Source organism: Mesorhizobium sangaii (genome assembly GCF_014207355.1).
Classification (GTDB): Bacteria; Pseudomonadota; Alphaproteobacteria; order Rhizobiales; family Rhizobiaceae; genus Mesorhizobium; species Mesorhizobium sangaii.
In genome coordinates this window covers 1-15300 of sequence record NZ_JACHEF010000004.1, presented here as the reverse complement: position 1 = coordinate 15300, position 15300 = coordinate 1, and the positions used below count along the sequence as shown (strand labels likewise).

General features: G+C 63.7%; 14 protein-coding genes. 10 read left to right on the top strand and 4 right to left on the bottom strand.

Annotation, left to right across the window (positions count from 1 at the left end):
• Positions 1-2: 2 nt before the first annotated feature.
• The gene (locus HNQ71_RS20150) at positions 3-1208 is read right to left on the bottom strand and encodes an ROK family transcriptional regulator (RefSeq protein WP_184874421.1); all 1206 of its coding nucleotides are present in this window, start codon (positions 1206-1208) and stop codon (positions 3-5) included.
• A gap of 295 nt (positions 1209-1503) precedes the next feature.
• Here HNQ71_RS20150 and HNQ71_RS20145 point away from each other — a divergent pair, with 295 nt between their 5' ends.
• The 3 genes from HNQ71_RS20145 (at position 1504) to HNQ71_RS20135 (ending at position 4736) form a co-directional block, all read left to right on the top strand.
• Entirely contained in the window at positions 1504-2526 is a 1023-nt protein-coding gene (locus tag HNQ71_RS20145; protein ID WP_184874420.1) for an LLM class flavin-dependent oxidoreductase, read from the top strand.
• 41 nt (positions 2527-2567) lie between these two features.
• Complete coding sequence (locus HNQ71_RS20140; protein WP_184874419.1) at positions 2568-3212, top strand: ThuA domain-containing protein; 645 nt, start codon at positions 2568-2570, stop codon at positions 3210-3212.
• A gap of 90 nt (positions 3213-3302) precedes the next feature.
• Positions 3303-4736: an aldehyde dehydrogenase family protein gene (locus tag HNQ71_RS20135; protein WP_184874851.1), complete on the top strand. Its 1434-nt coding sequence runs from the start codon at positions 3303-3305 to the stop codon at positions 4734-4736.
• Between the two features lie 172 nt (positions 4737-4908).
• Here the strand turns inward: HNQ71_RS20135 and HNQ71_RS20130 are convergent, their stop codons facing one another.
• Entirely contained in the window at positions 4909-6930 is a 2022-nt protein-coding gene (locus HNQ71_RS20130; RefSeq protein ID WP_184874418.1) for an amidase, read from the bottom strand.
• A gap of 208 nt (positions 6931-7138) precedes the next feature.
• Between HNQ71_RS20130 and HNQ71_RS20125 the strand changes: the two genes are divergently transcribed.
• Positions 7139-7414: a hypothetical protein gene (locus HNQ71_RS20125; protein ID WP_184874850.1), complete on the top strand. Its 276-nt coding sequence runs from the start codon at positions 7139-7141 to the stop codon at positions 7412-7414.
• Positions 7415-7883: 469 nt separating this feature from the next.
• Here the strand turns inward: HNQ71_RS20125 and HNQ71_RS20120 are convergent, their stop codons facing one another.
• A complete protein-coding gene (locus tag HNQ71_RS20120) occupies positions 7884-8450 on the bottom strand; it encodes a TetR/AcrR family transcriptional regulator (protein ID WP_184874417.1) in 567 nt (188 codons plus the stop codon).
• A 103-nt stretch (positions 8451-8553) separates the two neighbouring features.
• On the opposite strand from HNQ71_RS20120, the gene HNQ71_RS20115 reads away from it, so the two are divergent.
• Together HNQ71_RS20115 and HNQ71_RS20110 are read left to right on the top strand one after the other, a co-directional pair.
• Positions 8554-9369 carry an oxidoreductase gene (locus HNQ71_RS20115; protein ID WP_184874416.1) on the top strand — a complete coding sequence of 272 codons (816 nt, stop codon included), beginning with the start codon at positions 8554-8556 and terminating at the stop codon, positions 9367-9369.
• A 58-nt stretch (positions 9370-9427) separates the two neighbouring features.
• On the top strand, positions 9428-10429 hold the full coding sequence (locus HNQ71_RS20110; protein WP_184874415.1) for an NADP-dependent oxidoreductase: 1002 nt from the start codon (positions 9428-9430) through the stop codon (positions 10427-10429).
• A 165-nt stretch (positions 10430-10594) separates the two neighbouring features.
• Here the strand turns inward: HNQ71_RS20110 and HNQ71_RS20105 are convergent, their stop codons facing one another.
• Positions 10595-11038, bottom strand: a complete 444-nt coding sequence (locus HNQ71_RS20105) for an SRPBCC family protein (RefSeq protein ID WP_184874414.1) — start codon at positions 11036-11038, stop codon at positions 10595-10597.
• Positions 11039-11296: 258 nt separating this feature from the next.
• Between HNQ71_RS20105 and HNQ71_RS20100 the strand changes: the two genes are divergently transcribed.
• The 4 genes from HNQ71_RS20100 to HNQ71_RS20085 are packed head-to-tail and all read left to right on the top strand — an operon-like array spanning position 11297 to position 15145.
• Positions 11297-12157, top strand: coding sequence for an FAD binding domain-containing protein (locus HNQ71_RS20100; protein ID WP_184874413.1), 861 nt, complete (start codon positions 11297-11299; stop codon positions 12155-12157).
• Positions 12157-12633 (top strand): (2Fe-2S)-binding protein, encoded by a 477-nt coding sequence (locus HNQ71_RS20095; protein WP_184874412.1) that lies wholly within the window; start codon positions 12157-12159, stop codon positions 12631-12633. The genes HNQ71_RS20100 and HNQ71_RS20095 overlap by 1 nt, the downstream gene beginning before the upstream one ends.
• A 2-nt stretch (positions 12634-12635) precedes the next feature.
• Positions 12636-14900 (top strand): xanthine dehydrogenase family protein molybdopterin-binding subunit, encoded by a 2265-nt coding sequence (locus tag HNQ71_RS20090; RefSeq protein WP_184874849.1) that lies wholly within the window; start codon positions 12636-12638, stop codon positions 14898-14900.
• Positions 14900-15145, top strand: coding sequence for a MoaD/ThiS family protein (locus HNQ71_RS20085; protein WP_184874411.1), 246 nt, complete (start codon positions 14900-14902; stop codon positions 15143-15145). The genes HNQ71_RS20090 and HNQ71_RS20085 overlap by 1 nt, the downstream gene beginning before the upstream one ends.
• Positions 15146-15300: the final 155 nt, after the last annotated feature.

Here is a 15300-nt window from a genome sequence, read left to right as displayed (position 1 = left end):
GCCTAGGCGGAATGCGGCTTCTGCAGAACGTCGAATTGCGGGTTGGTTTCGGAGAAGATCGGCAGTGCGGCGGCACCGAGAACCGAAGTGTCCTTGCCGGCGGCGCCGACAAGGACACGCGGCACGGTGCGGGCGCTGGTCGAACTGACCGAGAGGTACAAGGGGTCGAGCCGGCTGGCCAGGAGCTCGATGACGCCGACCGGCATGAAGCCGCCGAGGACCACGGTTTCGGGATCGAGCGCGAGTTCGAGCATGTTGATCGCCTGGCGCAGAGGATCGATTGCCTGGACTACCCATGCTTCCAGACTGTCGCCATTGGCCAACAATGCCTGGAGCAATTCCGGCGAGGCATGATCGGGGTCGGGGATTTCCAGGCACTCATAGGCGGCGCGCAGCGAGACATAGCGTTCAAGACAGCCGCGCTTGCCGCAGCCGCATTCGAGGCCGCCGGGCTTGACGATCATGTGGCCGATCTCGCCGGCATTGTGGCGACTGCCCTTGTAGAGATGGCCGTCCAGGAACAAGCCTGCGCCAAGGCCGGTGCCAATGAACAAATAAACGAAACTGCCGAGGTTGCGGGCAACGCCATAGAGCCGCTCGCCGATGGCGGCGGCGGTGGCATCGTTCTCGACCGTGACCGGAATGCCGGTCAGCCGCTGCAATTCTTCAGCGACGGGAAAATCCTGCCAGCCGGGCAGCGCGGTCGGCCCGACCGAGGTCATGCCCTCGACGTCGAACGGGCCCGGCATCGCCATGCCGATGCCAAGCAGGCGGCCGCGGTCGAAACGAAACTTGCGCATCAGGTCGCCGGCGATCGCGGCCAGCAAGGGCATCGCCTGCGCCGGCGTCGGCCGGTCGACCGGGCGCTCGATGCGGGCGCGGACCGTGCCGGAGAGATCGGTGATGACGCCGACCGCCAGCTGGTGGTCGAGCTGCAGACCGATCGAATAGCCGCCGTCGGGATTGATCGAATAGGGAACCGCCGGCTGGCCGCGCGCGCCCTTCAGCGTGGCTTGCGCGCGAAGCAGCTGTTCCCGCTCGAGTTCCTCGACGATGTTGGAGATGGTCTGCGTGCTCAGCGCCGTCAGGCGCGCGATCGCTGCCCGCGACAATGCGCCGTTGGTCCTGATCGCTTCGATCACCACCCGGCGATTGTGTGACTTGGCCTGTTCGAGATTGGTCCCAGCGATGGCTTTTCTAGGGGGCATGTGCGCTCACCAACGAACCTTCTGCAGAAAACAAATCAAGTTGATTTAATTATATGCAATGGTAGCTACCACTTCTAGCGGGTTTCGCGACGAGAACGCCATCAGATCAGGATTATTTGGTGCCATCAGCGTTGTCCGCTATCGCCGAGATGGGCGGGCAACGTGCCGGCGAAGCGGCCTGGCCCAAGCGCCTCGGTCTCCCTTCGCAAAACATCGATCCGTCGCGATGGCTGAGAGACTGCAGCCAGCGCGAACGGCTTTGCATTCCATACGCCACTTCCATATATCGCAAGGCATGAAAAAAATCGGTTTCCTGTCATTCGGGCACTGGACGCCCTCATCGCAATCACAGACGCGGTCGGCATCGGACGCACTGCTGCAGTCCATCGACCTCGCCGTAGCTGCCGAGCAACTCGGCGCGGACGGCGCCTATTTCCGCGTCCATCATTTCGCTCGTCAGCTTGCGTCGCCGTTCCCGCTGCTGGCGGCCGTGGGCGCGAAGACCAGCCGCATCGAGATCGGCACCGCGGTCATCGACATGCGCTACGAAAATGCGCTCTACATGGCCGAGGACGCCGGTGCTGCCGACATCATCGCCGGCGGCCGCCTGCAGCTTGGCATCAGCCGCGGCTCGCCGGAGCAGGTGATCGACGGCTGGCGCTACTTCGGCTACGCCCCGGCGGAAGGGCAAAGCGACGCCGAGATGGCGCGGCATCACGCCGAGGTGTTCCTCGATACGCTGCGGGGCGAGGGGTTCGCACAGCCCAATCCGCGGCCGATGTTCCCCAATCCGCCCGGCCTGCTGCGGCTCGAGCCGCATTCGGAGGGCTTGCGCGAGCGGATCTGGTGGGGTGCGGCCACCAACGCCACCTCGGAATGGGCGGCGAAACTCGGCATGAACCTGCAGAGCTCGACGCTTAAATTCGACGAGAGCGGCAAGCCGTTCCATATCCAGCAGGCCGAGCAGATCCGGGTCTACCGCGAGGCCTGGAAGGCGGCGGGCCATCAGCGCGAGCCGCGCGTCTCGGTCAGCCGCAGCATCTTCGCGCTGGTCGACGATCGCGACCGCGCCTATTTCGGGCGTGGCGACCAGAGCAGCGACCAAATCGGCTTCATCGAGGAGAACACCAGGGCGATCTTCGGGCGCAGCTACGCCGCCGAGCCGGATGTGCTGATCAGGGAATTGGCGCAGGACGAGGCGATCGCCGAGGCCGACACGCTGCTGCTCACCGTGCCCAACCAGCTCGGCGTCGACTACAATGCCCATGTCATCGAGGCGATCCTGACCCACGTCGCTCCGGCGCTGGGCTGGCGCTGAGCCCGGATCGATCAAGGCGGAATAGCTTCAGGGAGGACAACATGCCGAAGAAAGCCTTGATTGCCTGGGGCGGCTGGCCGGGACATACGCCGGAGCAGAGCGCGAAGGTCGTGCGCGGTCTGCTCGAACGCAACGGTTTCGACGTCACGCTAGGCGAGGGCACGGCGATGTTCGCCGATCCGAAGCTTGCCTCCTTCGATCTCATCGTGCCCGTGATCACGATGTCGACGATCGAAAAGGCCGAACTTCAGAATCTGGTTCTCGCGGTTCGCCAGGGCAGCGGGCTTGGCGGCTTTCACGGCACGATGTGCGATAGTTTTCGCAACGAAACCGATTATCAGTTCATGACCGGCGGCCAGTGGGTCGCGCATCCCGGCGACATCATCGACTATACGGTCGCCGTCACCAGGCCGGATGATCCGATCACAAGCGGCGTCAGTGATTTCGCCTACCGATCTGAGCAGTATTACATGCATGTCGATCCGGGCAACGAGGTGCTGGCCACGACCACCTTCACAGACGCGCATTTCCCGGGAATAGGTGGCGTCGTCATGCCGGTGGTCTGGAAGCGTCGCTATGGGGCTGGAAAGGTGTTCTACAGCGCGCTCGGACACAATGCCGGCGAGTTCGCGGTTCCGGAAATGGCCTTGATTGTCGAGCGCGGCCTTGTCTGGGCCGCCCGCTAGGTTGGTGGTTGCGGAAGGGAGGACGGGACCTTGACGGTATCGGTGAAAGACCTGCCCCTTCACACGCCGATCGATGGCCGACACCGCAAGATGCTGATCGATGGCGTCTGGTGCGACGCGCTCGGTGGCCGGACTTTTGAGACCCGCAACCCTGCCACCGGCGATGTGATCGGCACAGTGCCGCTCTCCGATTCAAGCGACATCGACCTCGCGGTGGCGGCTGCCCGGCGCGCCTTCGATGGACCGTGGCGCCGGTTCAAGCCCTATGAGCGCCAGGTGCTGCTGCTTAGGATCGCCGACCTGATGGAGCGTCACTGGGAGGAGATCGCGCTTTCCGATACGACGGACATGGGCATGCCTATCGTGCGCACGCTGGCCAACAAGAACCGCGTGCTTGGCATGCTGCGCTTCTATGCCGGCATGGCGACGTCGATCCATGGCCACACGATCGGCAATTCGCTGCCGGGCGAGATCGTCTCCTACACGCGCAAGGAACCTGTCGGCGTGGTCGGCGCGATCATTCCCTGGAATGCGCCGACCGCCGCGTCGATCTGGAAGATCGGCCCGGCACTGGCGGCCGGCTGCACCATCGTGCTGAAGCCTTCTGAGGAAGCGCCGCTGACGCCGCTGTTGATCGGCGCGCTGATGATGGAGGCCGGCGTGCCTCCCGGCGTCGTCAACGTCGTCACCGGCACCGGCGCGGAAGCCGGCGCGCCGCTCGCCGCCCATATGGACGTCGACAAGATTGTCTTCACCGGCTCCACAGTGACCGGCCAGAGCATCCTGCGCGCATCGGCCGGCAACATGAAGCGCGTCTCGCTGGAACTTGGCGGCAAGTCGCCGGTCATCGTCTGCGCCGACGCGGATCTCGAGCGCGCCGTGCCGGTAGCGGCAATGTCGGTGTTCGCCAATTCCGGTCAGATCTGCATCGCCGGGTCGCGGCTGTTCGTCGAGCGGCCGATCTATGAGGAATTGGTCGAGCGGGTCTCGGCCTATGCGGCAAACCTCAGGATCGGCGACGGCGCCGACCCTGAGACCGAGATCGGGCCGCTGATTTCGCCCAAGCAGCTCGAACGCGTCGCCGGCTTCATCGAGGACGGCACCAGGCAAGGCGCGAGGCTGGTCACCGGCGGTCACCGCCTCACCGAAGGCGGGCTTGGTGCGGGCAATTTCATGGCGCCCAGTGTGTTCTCAGACGTTACCGATGACATGCGCATTGCCCGCGAAGAGATCTTCGGCCCGGTGATTTCGGCGCTGCCCTTCGACACGCTGGACGAAGTGGTGCGGCGCGGCAACGACACGCCCTATGGGCTGGGTGCAGGCGTGTTCACCCGCGACGTCGGCAAGGCGCACCAGCTGGCAAACCGCCTGCGCGCCGGCTCGGTCTGGGTCAACACCTATCACGCGATCGACCCGGCGGTGCCGTTCGGCGGGTACAAGATGAGCGGCTACGGCCGCGAGGGCGGCGCCGAGCATCTCGACGAATATCTAAACACCAAGGGCGTCTGGATCAGGACGGACTGAGAGACCGTTTGGAAACTCTACTCCTGCGGTCATCTGGCGGCGCTTTCTGCGCTTCCGGTGCTCACGTACTCAAATGTACGCTCCGCTCCGGTCCTCGAAAACACCACCATATGACTCGCAGGAGCGAGTTTCGAAACAGTCTCTGGACGCCGCGTGATCCGCAAGGCGGTATTCACCCGATGCCGCCCGTGACCGCATAGGCACCGGCGGTGCGGCCGTCTTCGAGCCTCACCACCGCTGTGACGATCGAGCCGTACGAGCCGCGCCAGACGCTGTGGAACTGGTGATGCTCGGCGGCCGGGACGAGCGCACTTCCGCTGAAGCGGGCGCCGCTTCGCTGCAGCGCGACGGCCTCTCCGTTAATGTGCACCTGGATGCTGGCCGTATCGGTCGCCTCGCTAGGCAGGTCGAGCGTGATGACGATCTCGTCCTGATCGCCCGAAGCCCGCGTCTCGGCGGCAAGCGTGATGGCGAGTGCAGGCGCCTTGCTGTTCGGGGCTTGGCCGGGACGGCCCGGAAAGACATCGTCGGCCAGTTCCGGCGTGCGCGGAGGACGGGTACGGCGCTGTGCCGAGCGTTCGAAATCTCCGGCCATGCGCAGCAGCCTTTCGTCATCATAGGCCTTGCCAGCAAAAGTGAGGCCGACCGGCATGCCGATATCGGTCATTGTTCCCATCGGTACGGTGACGGTCGGAATGCCGAAATGGCGCCAGACCAGATTGCCATTGGCGACCCAGGTGCCGTTGCGCCAGGCAAGGGCGGCCGCCGCCTCGTCGACATCGGCATCGGCCGGCCCGACATCGGCGGCGGCCGGCAGCACCACGGCGTCGATGCCCTGCGCGTCCAGCCAATCCTCGAAATCGATCCGCCTCGTCGCTTCCAGTCCCTTCAGACCATTTTCGAGCGTCGGAATCTCCGCGACTGATGTGACGCCCGATCGCGCCCGCTCGACATATTCCGAAAGGTCGAAGCCGCCCTCATAGCGGTCGGGCAGGGTGCCTGGCGGTTGCGGGAAGATTTTCGGGCCGTCGACCGAGGCGAGGTCGGGCAGTACCGGGTCGGCATTGGTGCGCAGGAAATCGTCCCAGCCCCAGATGCAGAGATCCCAGATTTCGCGCTCGGCGAATTCTTCTGGCACTAGCCCGCGCTCGACCATGGTCCGCGCGCCGGGGCGGTCGCGCTCGTAGTTGGAGACGACGGGAAAATCGACTTCAATCACCTCGGCGCCTAGCCGCGTGAGGTCCGCAGCCGCCTGTTCCCACAGGGCAAGCACCGAGGCGCGGGTCACGATCGGTTTGTCGACCCCGCTGTCACGGCCGATATACATTTTGGGCACGCCGAGCCGCATACCTCTGAGCGACCCCGCAAGCACCAGATCGGTATAGCGTTGCGGCCGCACATCGGAGCTCTTCGGCACCTTGACCCAAGGCTGCGCGCGCCAGAAATCGCCTCGCGTCTCGGGATCGTCGGCGACGATCACCTCGAGCAGTTCGAGCATGTCGGGCACGCTGCGCGTATGCGGCACCACGACATCCATGGTCGGCACCAGCGGCCAGTTGCCGCGCACCGAAATGACGCCGCGCGACGGCGTGTAGGCGACAAGCGCATTGTTGCTGGCCGGCGCCCGCCCGGACGACCATGTTTCTTCGCCCAGCCCGAAGGCGCAGAAGCTGGCTGATGTCGCCGTGCCGGAGCCGTTGGACGAGCCCGACGCGAAGGCGGCGGTCAGATAGTCGGCATTGTAGGGGCTTTCGGCGCGGCCATAGACGCCGCGCTGCATCCCGCCATTGGCCATAGGCGGCATGTTGGTGAGGCCGATCAGCACGGCGCCGCCGGCGCGCAGCCGGGCGATGGTGAAGGCATCTTCGTTGGCAACGAGATGCTCGAAGGCCGGCGAGCCGGCGGCCACCGTCAGGCCGGCGACCTTGTAACTGTCCTTGGCGGTGTAGGGGATGCCGTCGAGCGGTCCGAGCGTGGCACCGTTGCGGCGGCGCTGGTCGGAGGCAGCGGCCTCCTCGAACATGTCAGGGTTGAGCACCGGGACCGCGTTGAGGGTGATGCCATGGCGGTCGAAATGCGCGATGCGCCTGAGATATGCCCCGACCAGTTCGACGCTGGTGACAGCGCCGTCATCGAGCGCGTGGCGCAATTGCTCGATCGTCGCTTCGACTAGATAAAGGCTGGCATCGGTCATCACTGGTTCCAAGCTGTCGTTGCAATCCCATGGATGAGCGAGGCCGCCGGCTTCGGCAAGAGCCAATCGCGATGGCCTTCGACGGCATTTGGTTTCCTGCGGCTCGTTGTCCGGCTGGGTTTACACAACCGCGCGGTTTGGGAACTTTTGTCCGGCTGGCGGTTTTGGATGTATGGTGTGATTCAGAATAGCCAGGAGGGTGTTGCCGATGACCACGAAATGCTTTGCGATCTTGGCTCTTGCTTTTGCGATAGGCTCAAACCTTTGCTTTTCGGCGTTCGCCGGCGACCGGCATCACCACCAACGGGCCCAATCCGAACGCTACGTCCCCGCCGATGACGACCTCATCAACTTCCTTTTCGGCGGCCCGCGCTATTATGACCAGCAGTTGGTCACCACGGCGGCCGAACCGTGCTCCTACAATCGTGTTGGGCCCGACGCGAATGCGCTGAACCAGATCAACGATCATCATTGCGGCAAATAAGTCGCTGAGCGCCTGTTTGGAACCTCTGTTCTGGCGGCCATCTGAAGGCGTTTTCTGCGCTTCCCCACAGCGCATTCCTGGGCTTGCGACATACAAACCCACCCGGGCGGCTGCTTTCCGAGAAAACCGGCGCCGCCGTCATATCGATGAGAGAGTGCGTTGCCGAGCTCTTAGCGCGGACCGGTGCCGCGCTGGACGAAAACCTGCAGGACCTACTCCTGGAAATGGCCGAAGTCCGCGACATGATCGTCACTCTCGATGTTTAGGGCAATCCCAGGCGCTGGGCTTCGGCGAGATCGTCATGGTGTGGCAGCCTCGGCTTGGTCGAACATCGCGCCAGGGTGACGGTCGTCGCCCGCCCCGTGATGTCGATGCGGTTCCTGCCCAAGGGGCTGATGCGGAGCTTTTGGACGCAGCACGGCCCGAGGAAGTCCTTTTCGTGCCCAAAGGTGATGGGTGGCGCGCCGTCCTAGCGCTGCTGGATCAGCGTCAGCGCCGCATCTGCTCCCGCCGCAAGGATGCGATCCGACAAATCCGTCCCTGCCACCGCGCGGGCAAGTTGAAGCGAGCCGATGAGGGTCGCAAAGACACCCATGGCGGCGCCTTCCGGATCCCTCGCCTGCGGAAGTGCTGCAGACAACTGGTGCACCAAAACCAGCAAGCGTTCGGTATAGACTTCGCGCGTTTCGGGCGGCTGACGCGCGAGTTCCGGCAGCAGCGCGGCGTTGGCGCAGCCCGTTCCCGGATTATCCCGGTGCTCGGCTGACAGATACGCCGCTATGCCCATCTCCGGGCCACCGGCGGCCAATACCTCCTGCAGCTGCTGTGACTGGACCTCCATAGCCGCCACCAGGCTTTCACGCACAAGCTCCGCCTTGGATTGGAAATGCGGATAGAAGGCGCCGTTCGTCAGTCCGGCGTCGCCCATGATGGCTGCCAGTCCGGACGCGGCGATGCCGTCGCTGCGAAAACGGTCGGCGGCGACCTCCACGATCCGGCCCCGTGACGCGTCCTTTCGGCCCTTTTCATAGCGCATGGCTGCGATTCCTTTCTGCTATTGCATTATGATAATAATTTGATATTATGACTGTAATTCAATCGGCGAGACAAAGCTAGCCCTCATGAGTTTGGAGCACGAAATGAGTATGAATTCCGGAAAAACCGCTGTCGTGACGGGAGCCTCCTCGGGCATCGGTCGCGCCACCGCCGAGGCCTTGGCGCAGGCAGGGTTTACCGTCTTCGGCACGAGCCGCCGCAAAGCCAGCAACGGCCCGGACGGGGTGACCATGCTTGTTTGCGACGTGACCGACGGTGAGGCCGTCGCTGCACTTGTTTCGACTGTGCTCTCGCGGACCGGCCGGATCGACCTGCTGGTCAACAATGCCGGCGTTGGCCTGCTTGGTGGCGCCGAGGAATTTTCGATCGCGCAGGTGCAGGCCCTGTTCGACGTCAATCTGTTCGGCGTCATTCGCATGATCAATGCGATGTTACCGTCGATGCGGCGGCGCGGCGAAGGGCGCATCATCAACATCGGCTCGGTGCTGGGCCTCGTACCCGCGCCGTATTCGGCGCATTATTCGGCGGTCAAGCACGCGCTCGAGGGCTATTCGGAATCGCTCGATCACGAGGTTCGTGCTTTCAATATCCGCGTCTCGGTCATCGAGCCGGCATTCGTGCGTACCGTTTTCGACCAGAACGGCATCGAGCCGGATTCGCTGTTGAAGGAATACGATCAGGCTCGAGCCGGGTTCAAGGCGCTGCTTGCCGATGTGATGCCCAAGGCCGATCGGCCGGAAATGGTGGCGGATGCGGTCGTCAAGGCGGCGACCGATGCTCGTCCGCGACGGCGCTATACTGTCGGCAAGGCAGCGCGCCAGGTCAGCCTGCTTCGCCGCTTCGCCCCCGCGGAGATGTTCGACAAGACCTTGCGCAAGCAGTTCCGCCTGCCGATCTGAAGGCAGACGATTTCACGCACGGGCGACACGCCAAATCATTTTTCGGAAAGTCACTGCCATGAAGGCATTCGTCGTCGACAAATATAACAAGAAAGGCATTCTGCGGCTGGCCGAGATGCCGGAGCCGGAACTCGGGGACAACGATGTCCTGGTCGAAATCCATGCCGCAGGGGTGAACCTGCTCGATTCCAAGATCAAAACCGGGGAGTTCAAACCCATCCTGCCGTATCGCCCTCCGTTCATCCTGGGCCACGACGTGGCCGGGAAGGTGATCCGCGTGGGATCAAAGGTCCGCAAGTTCAAATCCGGCGACGAGGTCTATGCGCGGCCGCGCGATGGCCGGATCGGGACATTCGCCGAGTTCATCGCCATCGATGAAGCCGACGTTGCCTTGAAGCCCAAGAATCTCAGCATGGAAGAGGCGGCCTCGATCCCCCTGGTCGGTCTGACCGCCTGGCAGACACTCATCGAAAGGGCAGGTTTGAAGAAGGGGCAGAAGGTCTTCATTCAGGCTGGCTCCGGCGGCGTGGGGACATTCGCCATACAACTGGCGAAGCATCTCGGCGCGACGATTGCCACAACCGCTGGTGCAGCGAGTGCCGACCTGGTCAGGGATCTCGGCGCCGATGTCGTCGTCGACTACAGGAAAGACGATTTTGAGAAAGCCCTGTCGGGCTACGACGTCGTCTTGAACAGCCAGGACGCCAAAACGCTTGAAAAATCCCTGAATGTGCTGAAACCGGGTGGGAAGCTCATCTCCATCTCCGGCCCACCGGATCCCGAATTTGCCAGGGAAAAGGGCCTGAACCTGGTGCTGAGATTGATACTGCGTCTTTTGAGTCGCGGTATTCGGGCCAAGGCCAGACGCCGGGGCGTGAGGTTTTCATTCCTCTTCATGGAGGCGCAGGGCGATCAACTGGGCAAGATCACCGCCCTCATAGAATCCGGAGCGATCCGCCCGGTTGTCGATCGGGTCTTTCCCTTCGAAGCGACCAATGAGGCTCTGGCTTACGTCGAAAGCGGACGTGCCAAGGGCAAGGTCGTCATCAAGGTGAGATAGCGCTACATTTTTTATGCCCGGCCAACGCCTGTGACAGGGCGTGCGACGAGCGGAGAGCTTGCCTTGGCGTTGACGTTGATCGACGGCCGGTCTCCGGCCGTCGCAACCGCCGCTGCAGCTATTTGTTCTTGCGCAATCGCGTTGGGTACTTTTCGTGGAATTGCTTCATTGATTGATCTCGGGTTCGACGAGCCTTGCCAGGTTTCTGAGCGACTCCTGCCAGCCGAGATAGCAGGCCTCGACCGGAATGACGTCCGGAATGCCTGCCTGGGTGATGTCGACTTCGGTGCCGACCGACACTTTTTTCAAGATTACGGTCACCTGGATCTCGCCGGGCAGGTTGGGATCGTCGAACCTGTCAGTGTAGCGCAGGCGTTCGGCCGGAACGAGTTCGAGATACTCGCCGCCGAAGGAATGGCTGTTGCCGGTCGTGAAGTTGCGGAAGGCCATCTTGAACGTGCCGCCGACCTTTGCCTCGAGGTGATCGACAGTGCAGGTGAAGCCGTTCGGCGGAAGCCACTTCGCCAGCGCGTCCGCTTCAACGAAGGCGCGATAGACCTTCTCCGGGCTGGTCGTCAAAACGCGATGCAAATGTACGGTGCCGGGCATATCCTATATCCTTTCACGGTGGCTGTTCGATGCCCCTAGGACGAACGAGGCTTGGCCAGTCCGACACACGCTCTCGGATTTTTGAGAGCCTGCCGCAAGCCTGTTCGACCGCGCAGGGCTTGTCGTGCGCCAGTTCAGGTTGATGTGGGACTCGATTTTGCGGCGCCTGGCCTAATCGACGCAAATGAGGAACCGGATAGCCATTATGAGGAGACTGTTTATAACGGTCGCTGAGATCGCAAGGACCAAGGGGAGACGATGCGCTACATACGTCCGCTTTCAATCGAAGATGCCGTTGGCCTGCTGGCCGGGTCGACAGGTACGGCTGCCATTCTTGCCGGGGGCAGCGACCTGCTGGTGAGGATGAAGGGCGGCTTTGTCGAACCCGACCTGATCGTCGATATCAAGGCGATCGAGGAATTGAGCGAGATCAGGGAAACGGCCGACGGCTTCAGCATCGGTGCCGCTGTCCCCTGCGCCGTCCTCGGCGAGAGCGCTGCCCTGAAGAAGGCATGGCCCGGCGTCGTCGAAGCGGCCAAGCTGATCGGCTCGAAGCAGGTGCAGGGACGCTGCACGATTGTCGGCAATCTCTGTAACGCCTCGCCGGCTGCCGACAGCGTGCCGGCGCTGGTCGCGGCCGGCGCCAGGGCATCGGTCGTCGGGCCGGGGGGCAGGCGTACGATTCCCGTAGGGAGCGTGCCGACCGGGCCGGGCAAGACGTCCTTGGCCAAAGGCGAAATCATCGAGGCGATCCTGCTCGACAAACGCGCACCGCGTTCGGGCGATGCCTACCTGCGCTTCATTCCCCGTACGGAAATGGATATCGCGGTGGTCAGCGCCGGCGTGAACCTGACGCTCGACGAACACGGCGTCGTCACAGCGGCCCGCGTGGCGCTGGGCGCCGCGGCACCCACGGTGCTGCTGGTGGAAGAGGCAGCCGAGGCGATTATCGGCAGGAAGCTGGACGAAGCCGCGCTTGAAAGGCTCGCCAAGGTCTGCTTTGGCGCCTGCCGTCCCATCGACGACAAGCGGGGCACCATCGAATTCAGAAGGAAAGTTGCGGGTGTGCTGGCCAAGCGGGCCGGCACGACCGCCTATGCACGTGCAGGAGGCAAGTGATGGCTGGTGTAGCAGTCTCAACCACAATCAACGGCGACAGCGTCGAGTACCTTTGCCAGCCGGACGAGACGCTGCTTGACGTCTTGCGCGATCGCCTGGGGCTTACGGGCGTCAAGGAAGGCTGCGGCACCGGCGACTGCGGTGCCTGCAGCATCATCCTCGACGACCGGTTGGTGTGCTCCTGCCTGGTGCTCGGCGCGGAAGCCGAGGGCCGCCGCGTCGAGACCGTCGAGGGCATGGCACATGGCGACAGGCTGCACCCGCTGCAGCAAAAATTCCTCGAGCACGCAGCCCTTCAATGCGGCATCTGCACGCCTGGCTTCCTGATCGCGGCCAAGGATCTGCTGGCCAAGAACCCCGATCCGAGCGAGGAGGAAATCCGCTTCGGCCTCGCCGGGAACCTCTGCCGCTGCACCGGTTATGACAAGATCGTGCGTGCCGTTCAGGACGCGGCAAACGTGATGAAGGGAGCATGACGATGAATTTCGATCCGCGTTTCTCCACTCGCAACTTCGCCTCCGTCGGCACACGTCCTATCCGTCCCGACGGCGTCGACAAGGTGACGGGCCGCGCGCGCTATGGCGCGGATTTCAACATGGCCGGCCAGTTGGTCGGGCGCGTCCTCAGAAGCCCCCACGCCCACGCCACGATCAGGAAGATCGACACGTCGAAGGCGGAGAAGCTCCCCGGCGTGAAGGCGGTGATCACCGCGGCCGACCTGTCCGACCTCACCGATGGCGATGCCGCCATGTACGATATCCTCGACAATTGCATGGCGCGCACCAAGGCGCTCTATGACGGCCATGCGGTGGCCGCGGTGGCAGCCGTCGACGCCCGCACGGCGAGGCAGGCGCTGAAGCTGATCGAGGTCGACTACGAGCTTTTGCCGCATGTTACCGATGTCGACGAGGCGATGAAGCACTCCGCGCCGCTCATCAACGACGCCATCTTCACCGAGGGCCTCGAGGAAAAGCCGGTAAAGCCGTCCAATGTCACCAAGCGCAGCCAGTTTGGCCATGGCGATGTCCATCAGGGTTTCGGGCACGCCGATTTCATCGTCGAGCGTTCGTTCAAGACCGAGCAGACGCATCAGGGCTATATCGAGCCGCATGCCTGCGTGGCGAGCGTCAGCTCCGACGGCACCGCCGACCTCTGGGTCTGCACGCAGGGGCATTTCGTCTATCGCCAACACTGCGCCCAGCTGCTTGGCATGGAAGCCTCGAAGCTGCGCGTTACCTCCTCGGAGATCGGCGGCGGCTTCGGTGGCAAGACCCATGTCTGGGCTGAGCCGGTGGCGCTGGCGCTGTCGCGCAAGGCGGGGCGGCCGGTCAAGCTGGTGATGACCCGCGACGAGGTGTTCCGCGCCTCGGGCCCGACCAGCGCCACCTCGATCGACGTCAAGATCGGCGCCCGCAAGGACGGCACCATCACCGCCGCCGAAGCGACGTTACGCTATTCCTGTGGCCCGTATCCGGGCTCCTGGGCCGAGATCGGCGCCATGACGGCGTTCGCCTGCTACAAGCTCGAGAACGTCAAGACGGTCGGCTACGAAGTGCTGGTCAACCGGCCGAAGACGGCGGCCTATCGCGCGCCGTCCGCACCCATGGCGGCGTTCGCGGTGGAAAGCGCAGTCGACGAACTGGCCAAGGAGATCGGCATGGACCCGGTCGACTTCCGCATCAGGAACGCCGCGCAGGAAGGCACCAGGTCCTCCTACGGCCCCGTCTACGGCCCGATCGGCATCGGCCCGACGCTGGAGGCGGTGAAGAACCATCCGCACATGAAGGCGCCGCTCGGAAAGAACCAGGGCAGGGGCATGGCCTGCGGCTTCTGGTTCAACTTCGGCGGCCAGACCTGCACCGACCTCAACATCGGCATGGACGGTTCGGTCTCGCTTGCTGTCGGCACCGTGGACGTGGGCGGTTCCCGCGCCTCGCTGTCGCTGGTGGCGGCCGAGGAACTCGGCATCGCCTACGAGCAGGTCAAGGCGATCGTCGCCGACACCTCCAGCCTCGGCTACAACGACATGACCGACGGCAGCCGGGGCACCTTCTCGTCCTCCATGGCGACCATCTCGGCCGCCCGCAACGCGATCAAGGTCCTGCGCGAACGCGCCGCGCAGATGTGGGACATTGCCGTCGACGACGTGGTCTGGGAACAGGGCCACGCGGTTGCCAAGGGCGAGAAGCACGGCAATCTCGGCAAGCTATCGCTGAAGGAGATTGCCGCCGCGTCGGGCAAGACCGGCGGACCGATCGCCGGCCACAGCGAACTCGTTGCCGATGGCGCCGGCGTCTCCTTCGCCACCCATATCTGCGATATCGAGGTTGACCCCGAGACCGGCGCCACGAGGGTGTTGCGCTACACGGTAGTGCAAGATGCAGGCAAGGCGGTGCACCCGACCTATGTGGAGGGTCAGTACCAGGGCGGTGCCGCGCAAGGCATCGGCTGGGCGCTCAACGAGGAGTATATCTACGGCAAGGACGGGCGGCTGCAGAATCCTGGCTTCCTCGACTATCGCATCCCGGTCTGCTCGGACCTGCCGATGATCGACACGCAGATCCTCGAGATACCCAACCCCAACCACCCCTACGGGGTGCGCGGCGTCGGCGAGACGTCGATCGTGCCGCCGCTGGCGGCGATCGCCAATGCGGTGTCGAATGCAGCTGGCGTGCGGATGTCACATATTCCGATGTCGCCGCCGCGCATCCTGGCGGCGATCGAGGCGGAACGGGCAGGCTGATGGTCGAAGTGACGCTCTGGGGATCGCTTGGCGCGGCCGCCGGAGGCAAGAACAAGGTCGAGATCGAGGCCAAGGACATAAGGGAGCTGTTCAGGAAACTGGCTGAACAGTATCCCGGCATCGAGCCCTTGATCGACCGCGGCATCGCCGTCGCCATCGACGGGACGATCTATCGCGACACCTGGTCGAAGGAATTGCCGGAGGGCTCGGAGATTTTCCTGCTACCGAGGCTGGCAGGGGGATAATTGGACAAGCGTGGCTTAGCATCAAGATCTCGAACGTCTTGGTAGGGCCGGAAGCGGAACGTCCTCTGTGGATGGCTCCCGCATTGCAAGAGGTAATTCGACGTTCTGGCGCGTTGGGTCGGGTGCAGTCTTCTGTCCGGCCTGTTGTTGCAGCC

Excerpts from the sequence above, each read along its gene's own strand:
- HNQ71_RS20105 (WP_184874414.1), bottom strand. The coding sequence starts at position 11,038 with ATGCCCGGCACCGTACATTTGCATCGCGTTTTGACGACCAGCCCGGAG.
- HNQ71_RS20085 (WP_184874411.1), top strand. The coding sequence starts at position 14,900 with ATGGTCGAAGTGACGCTCTGGGGATCGCTTGGCGCGGCCGCCGGAGGC.
- HNQ71_RS20135 (WP_184874851.1), top strand. The coding sequence starts at position 3,303 with ATGCTGATCGATGGCGTCTGGTGCGACGCGCTCGGTGGCCGGACTTTT.
- HNQ71_RS20095 (WP_184874412.1), top strand. The coding sequence starts at position 12,157 with ATGGCTGGTGTAGCAGTCTCAACCACAATCAACGGCGACAGCGTCGAG.
- HNQ71_RS20090 (WP_184874849.1), top strand. The coding sequence starts at position 12,636 with ATGAATTTCGATCCGCGTTTCTCCACTCGCAACTTCGCCTCCGTCGGC.
- HNQ71_RS20120 (WP_184874417.1), bottom strand. The coding sequence starts at position 8,450 with ATGCGCTATGAAAAGGGCCGAAAGGACGCGTCACGGGGCCGGATCGTG.
- HNQ71_RS20100 (WP_184874413.1), top strand. The coding sequence starts at position 11,297 with ATGCGCTACATACGTCCGCTTTCAATCGAAGATGCCGTTGGCCTGCTG.
- HNQ71_RS20125 (WP_184874850.1), top strand. The coding sequence starts at position 7,139 with ATGACCACGAAATGCTTTGCGATCTTGGCTCTTGCTTTTGCGATAGGC.
- HNQ71_RS20115 (WP_184874416.1), top strand. The coding sequence starts at position 8,554 with ATGAGTATGAATTCCGGAAAAACCGCTGTCGTGACGGGAGCCTCCTCG.
- HNQ71_RS20145 (WP_184874420.1), top strand. The coding sequence starts at position 1,504 with ATGAAAAAAATCGGTTTCCTGTCATTCGGGCACTGGACGCCCTCATCG.
- HNQ71_RS20150 (WP_184874421.1), bottom strand. The coding sequence starts at position 1,208 with ATGCCCCCTAGAAAAGCCATCGCTGGGACCAATCTCGAACAGGCCAAG.
- HNQ71_RS20130 (WP_184874418.1), bottom strand. The coding sequence starts at position 6,930 with ATGACCGATGCCAGCCTTTATCTAGTCGAAGCGACGATCGAGCAATTG.
- HNQ71_RS20140 (WP_184874419.1), top strand. The coding sequence starts at position 2,568 with ATGCCGAAGAAAGCCTTGATTGCCTGGGGCGGCTGGCCGGGACATACG.
- HNQ71_RS20110 (WP_184874415.1), top strand. The coding sequence starts at position 9,428 with ATGAAGGCATTCGTCGTCGACAAATATAACAAGAAAGGCATTCTGCGG.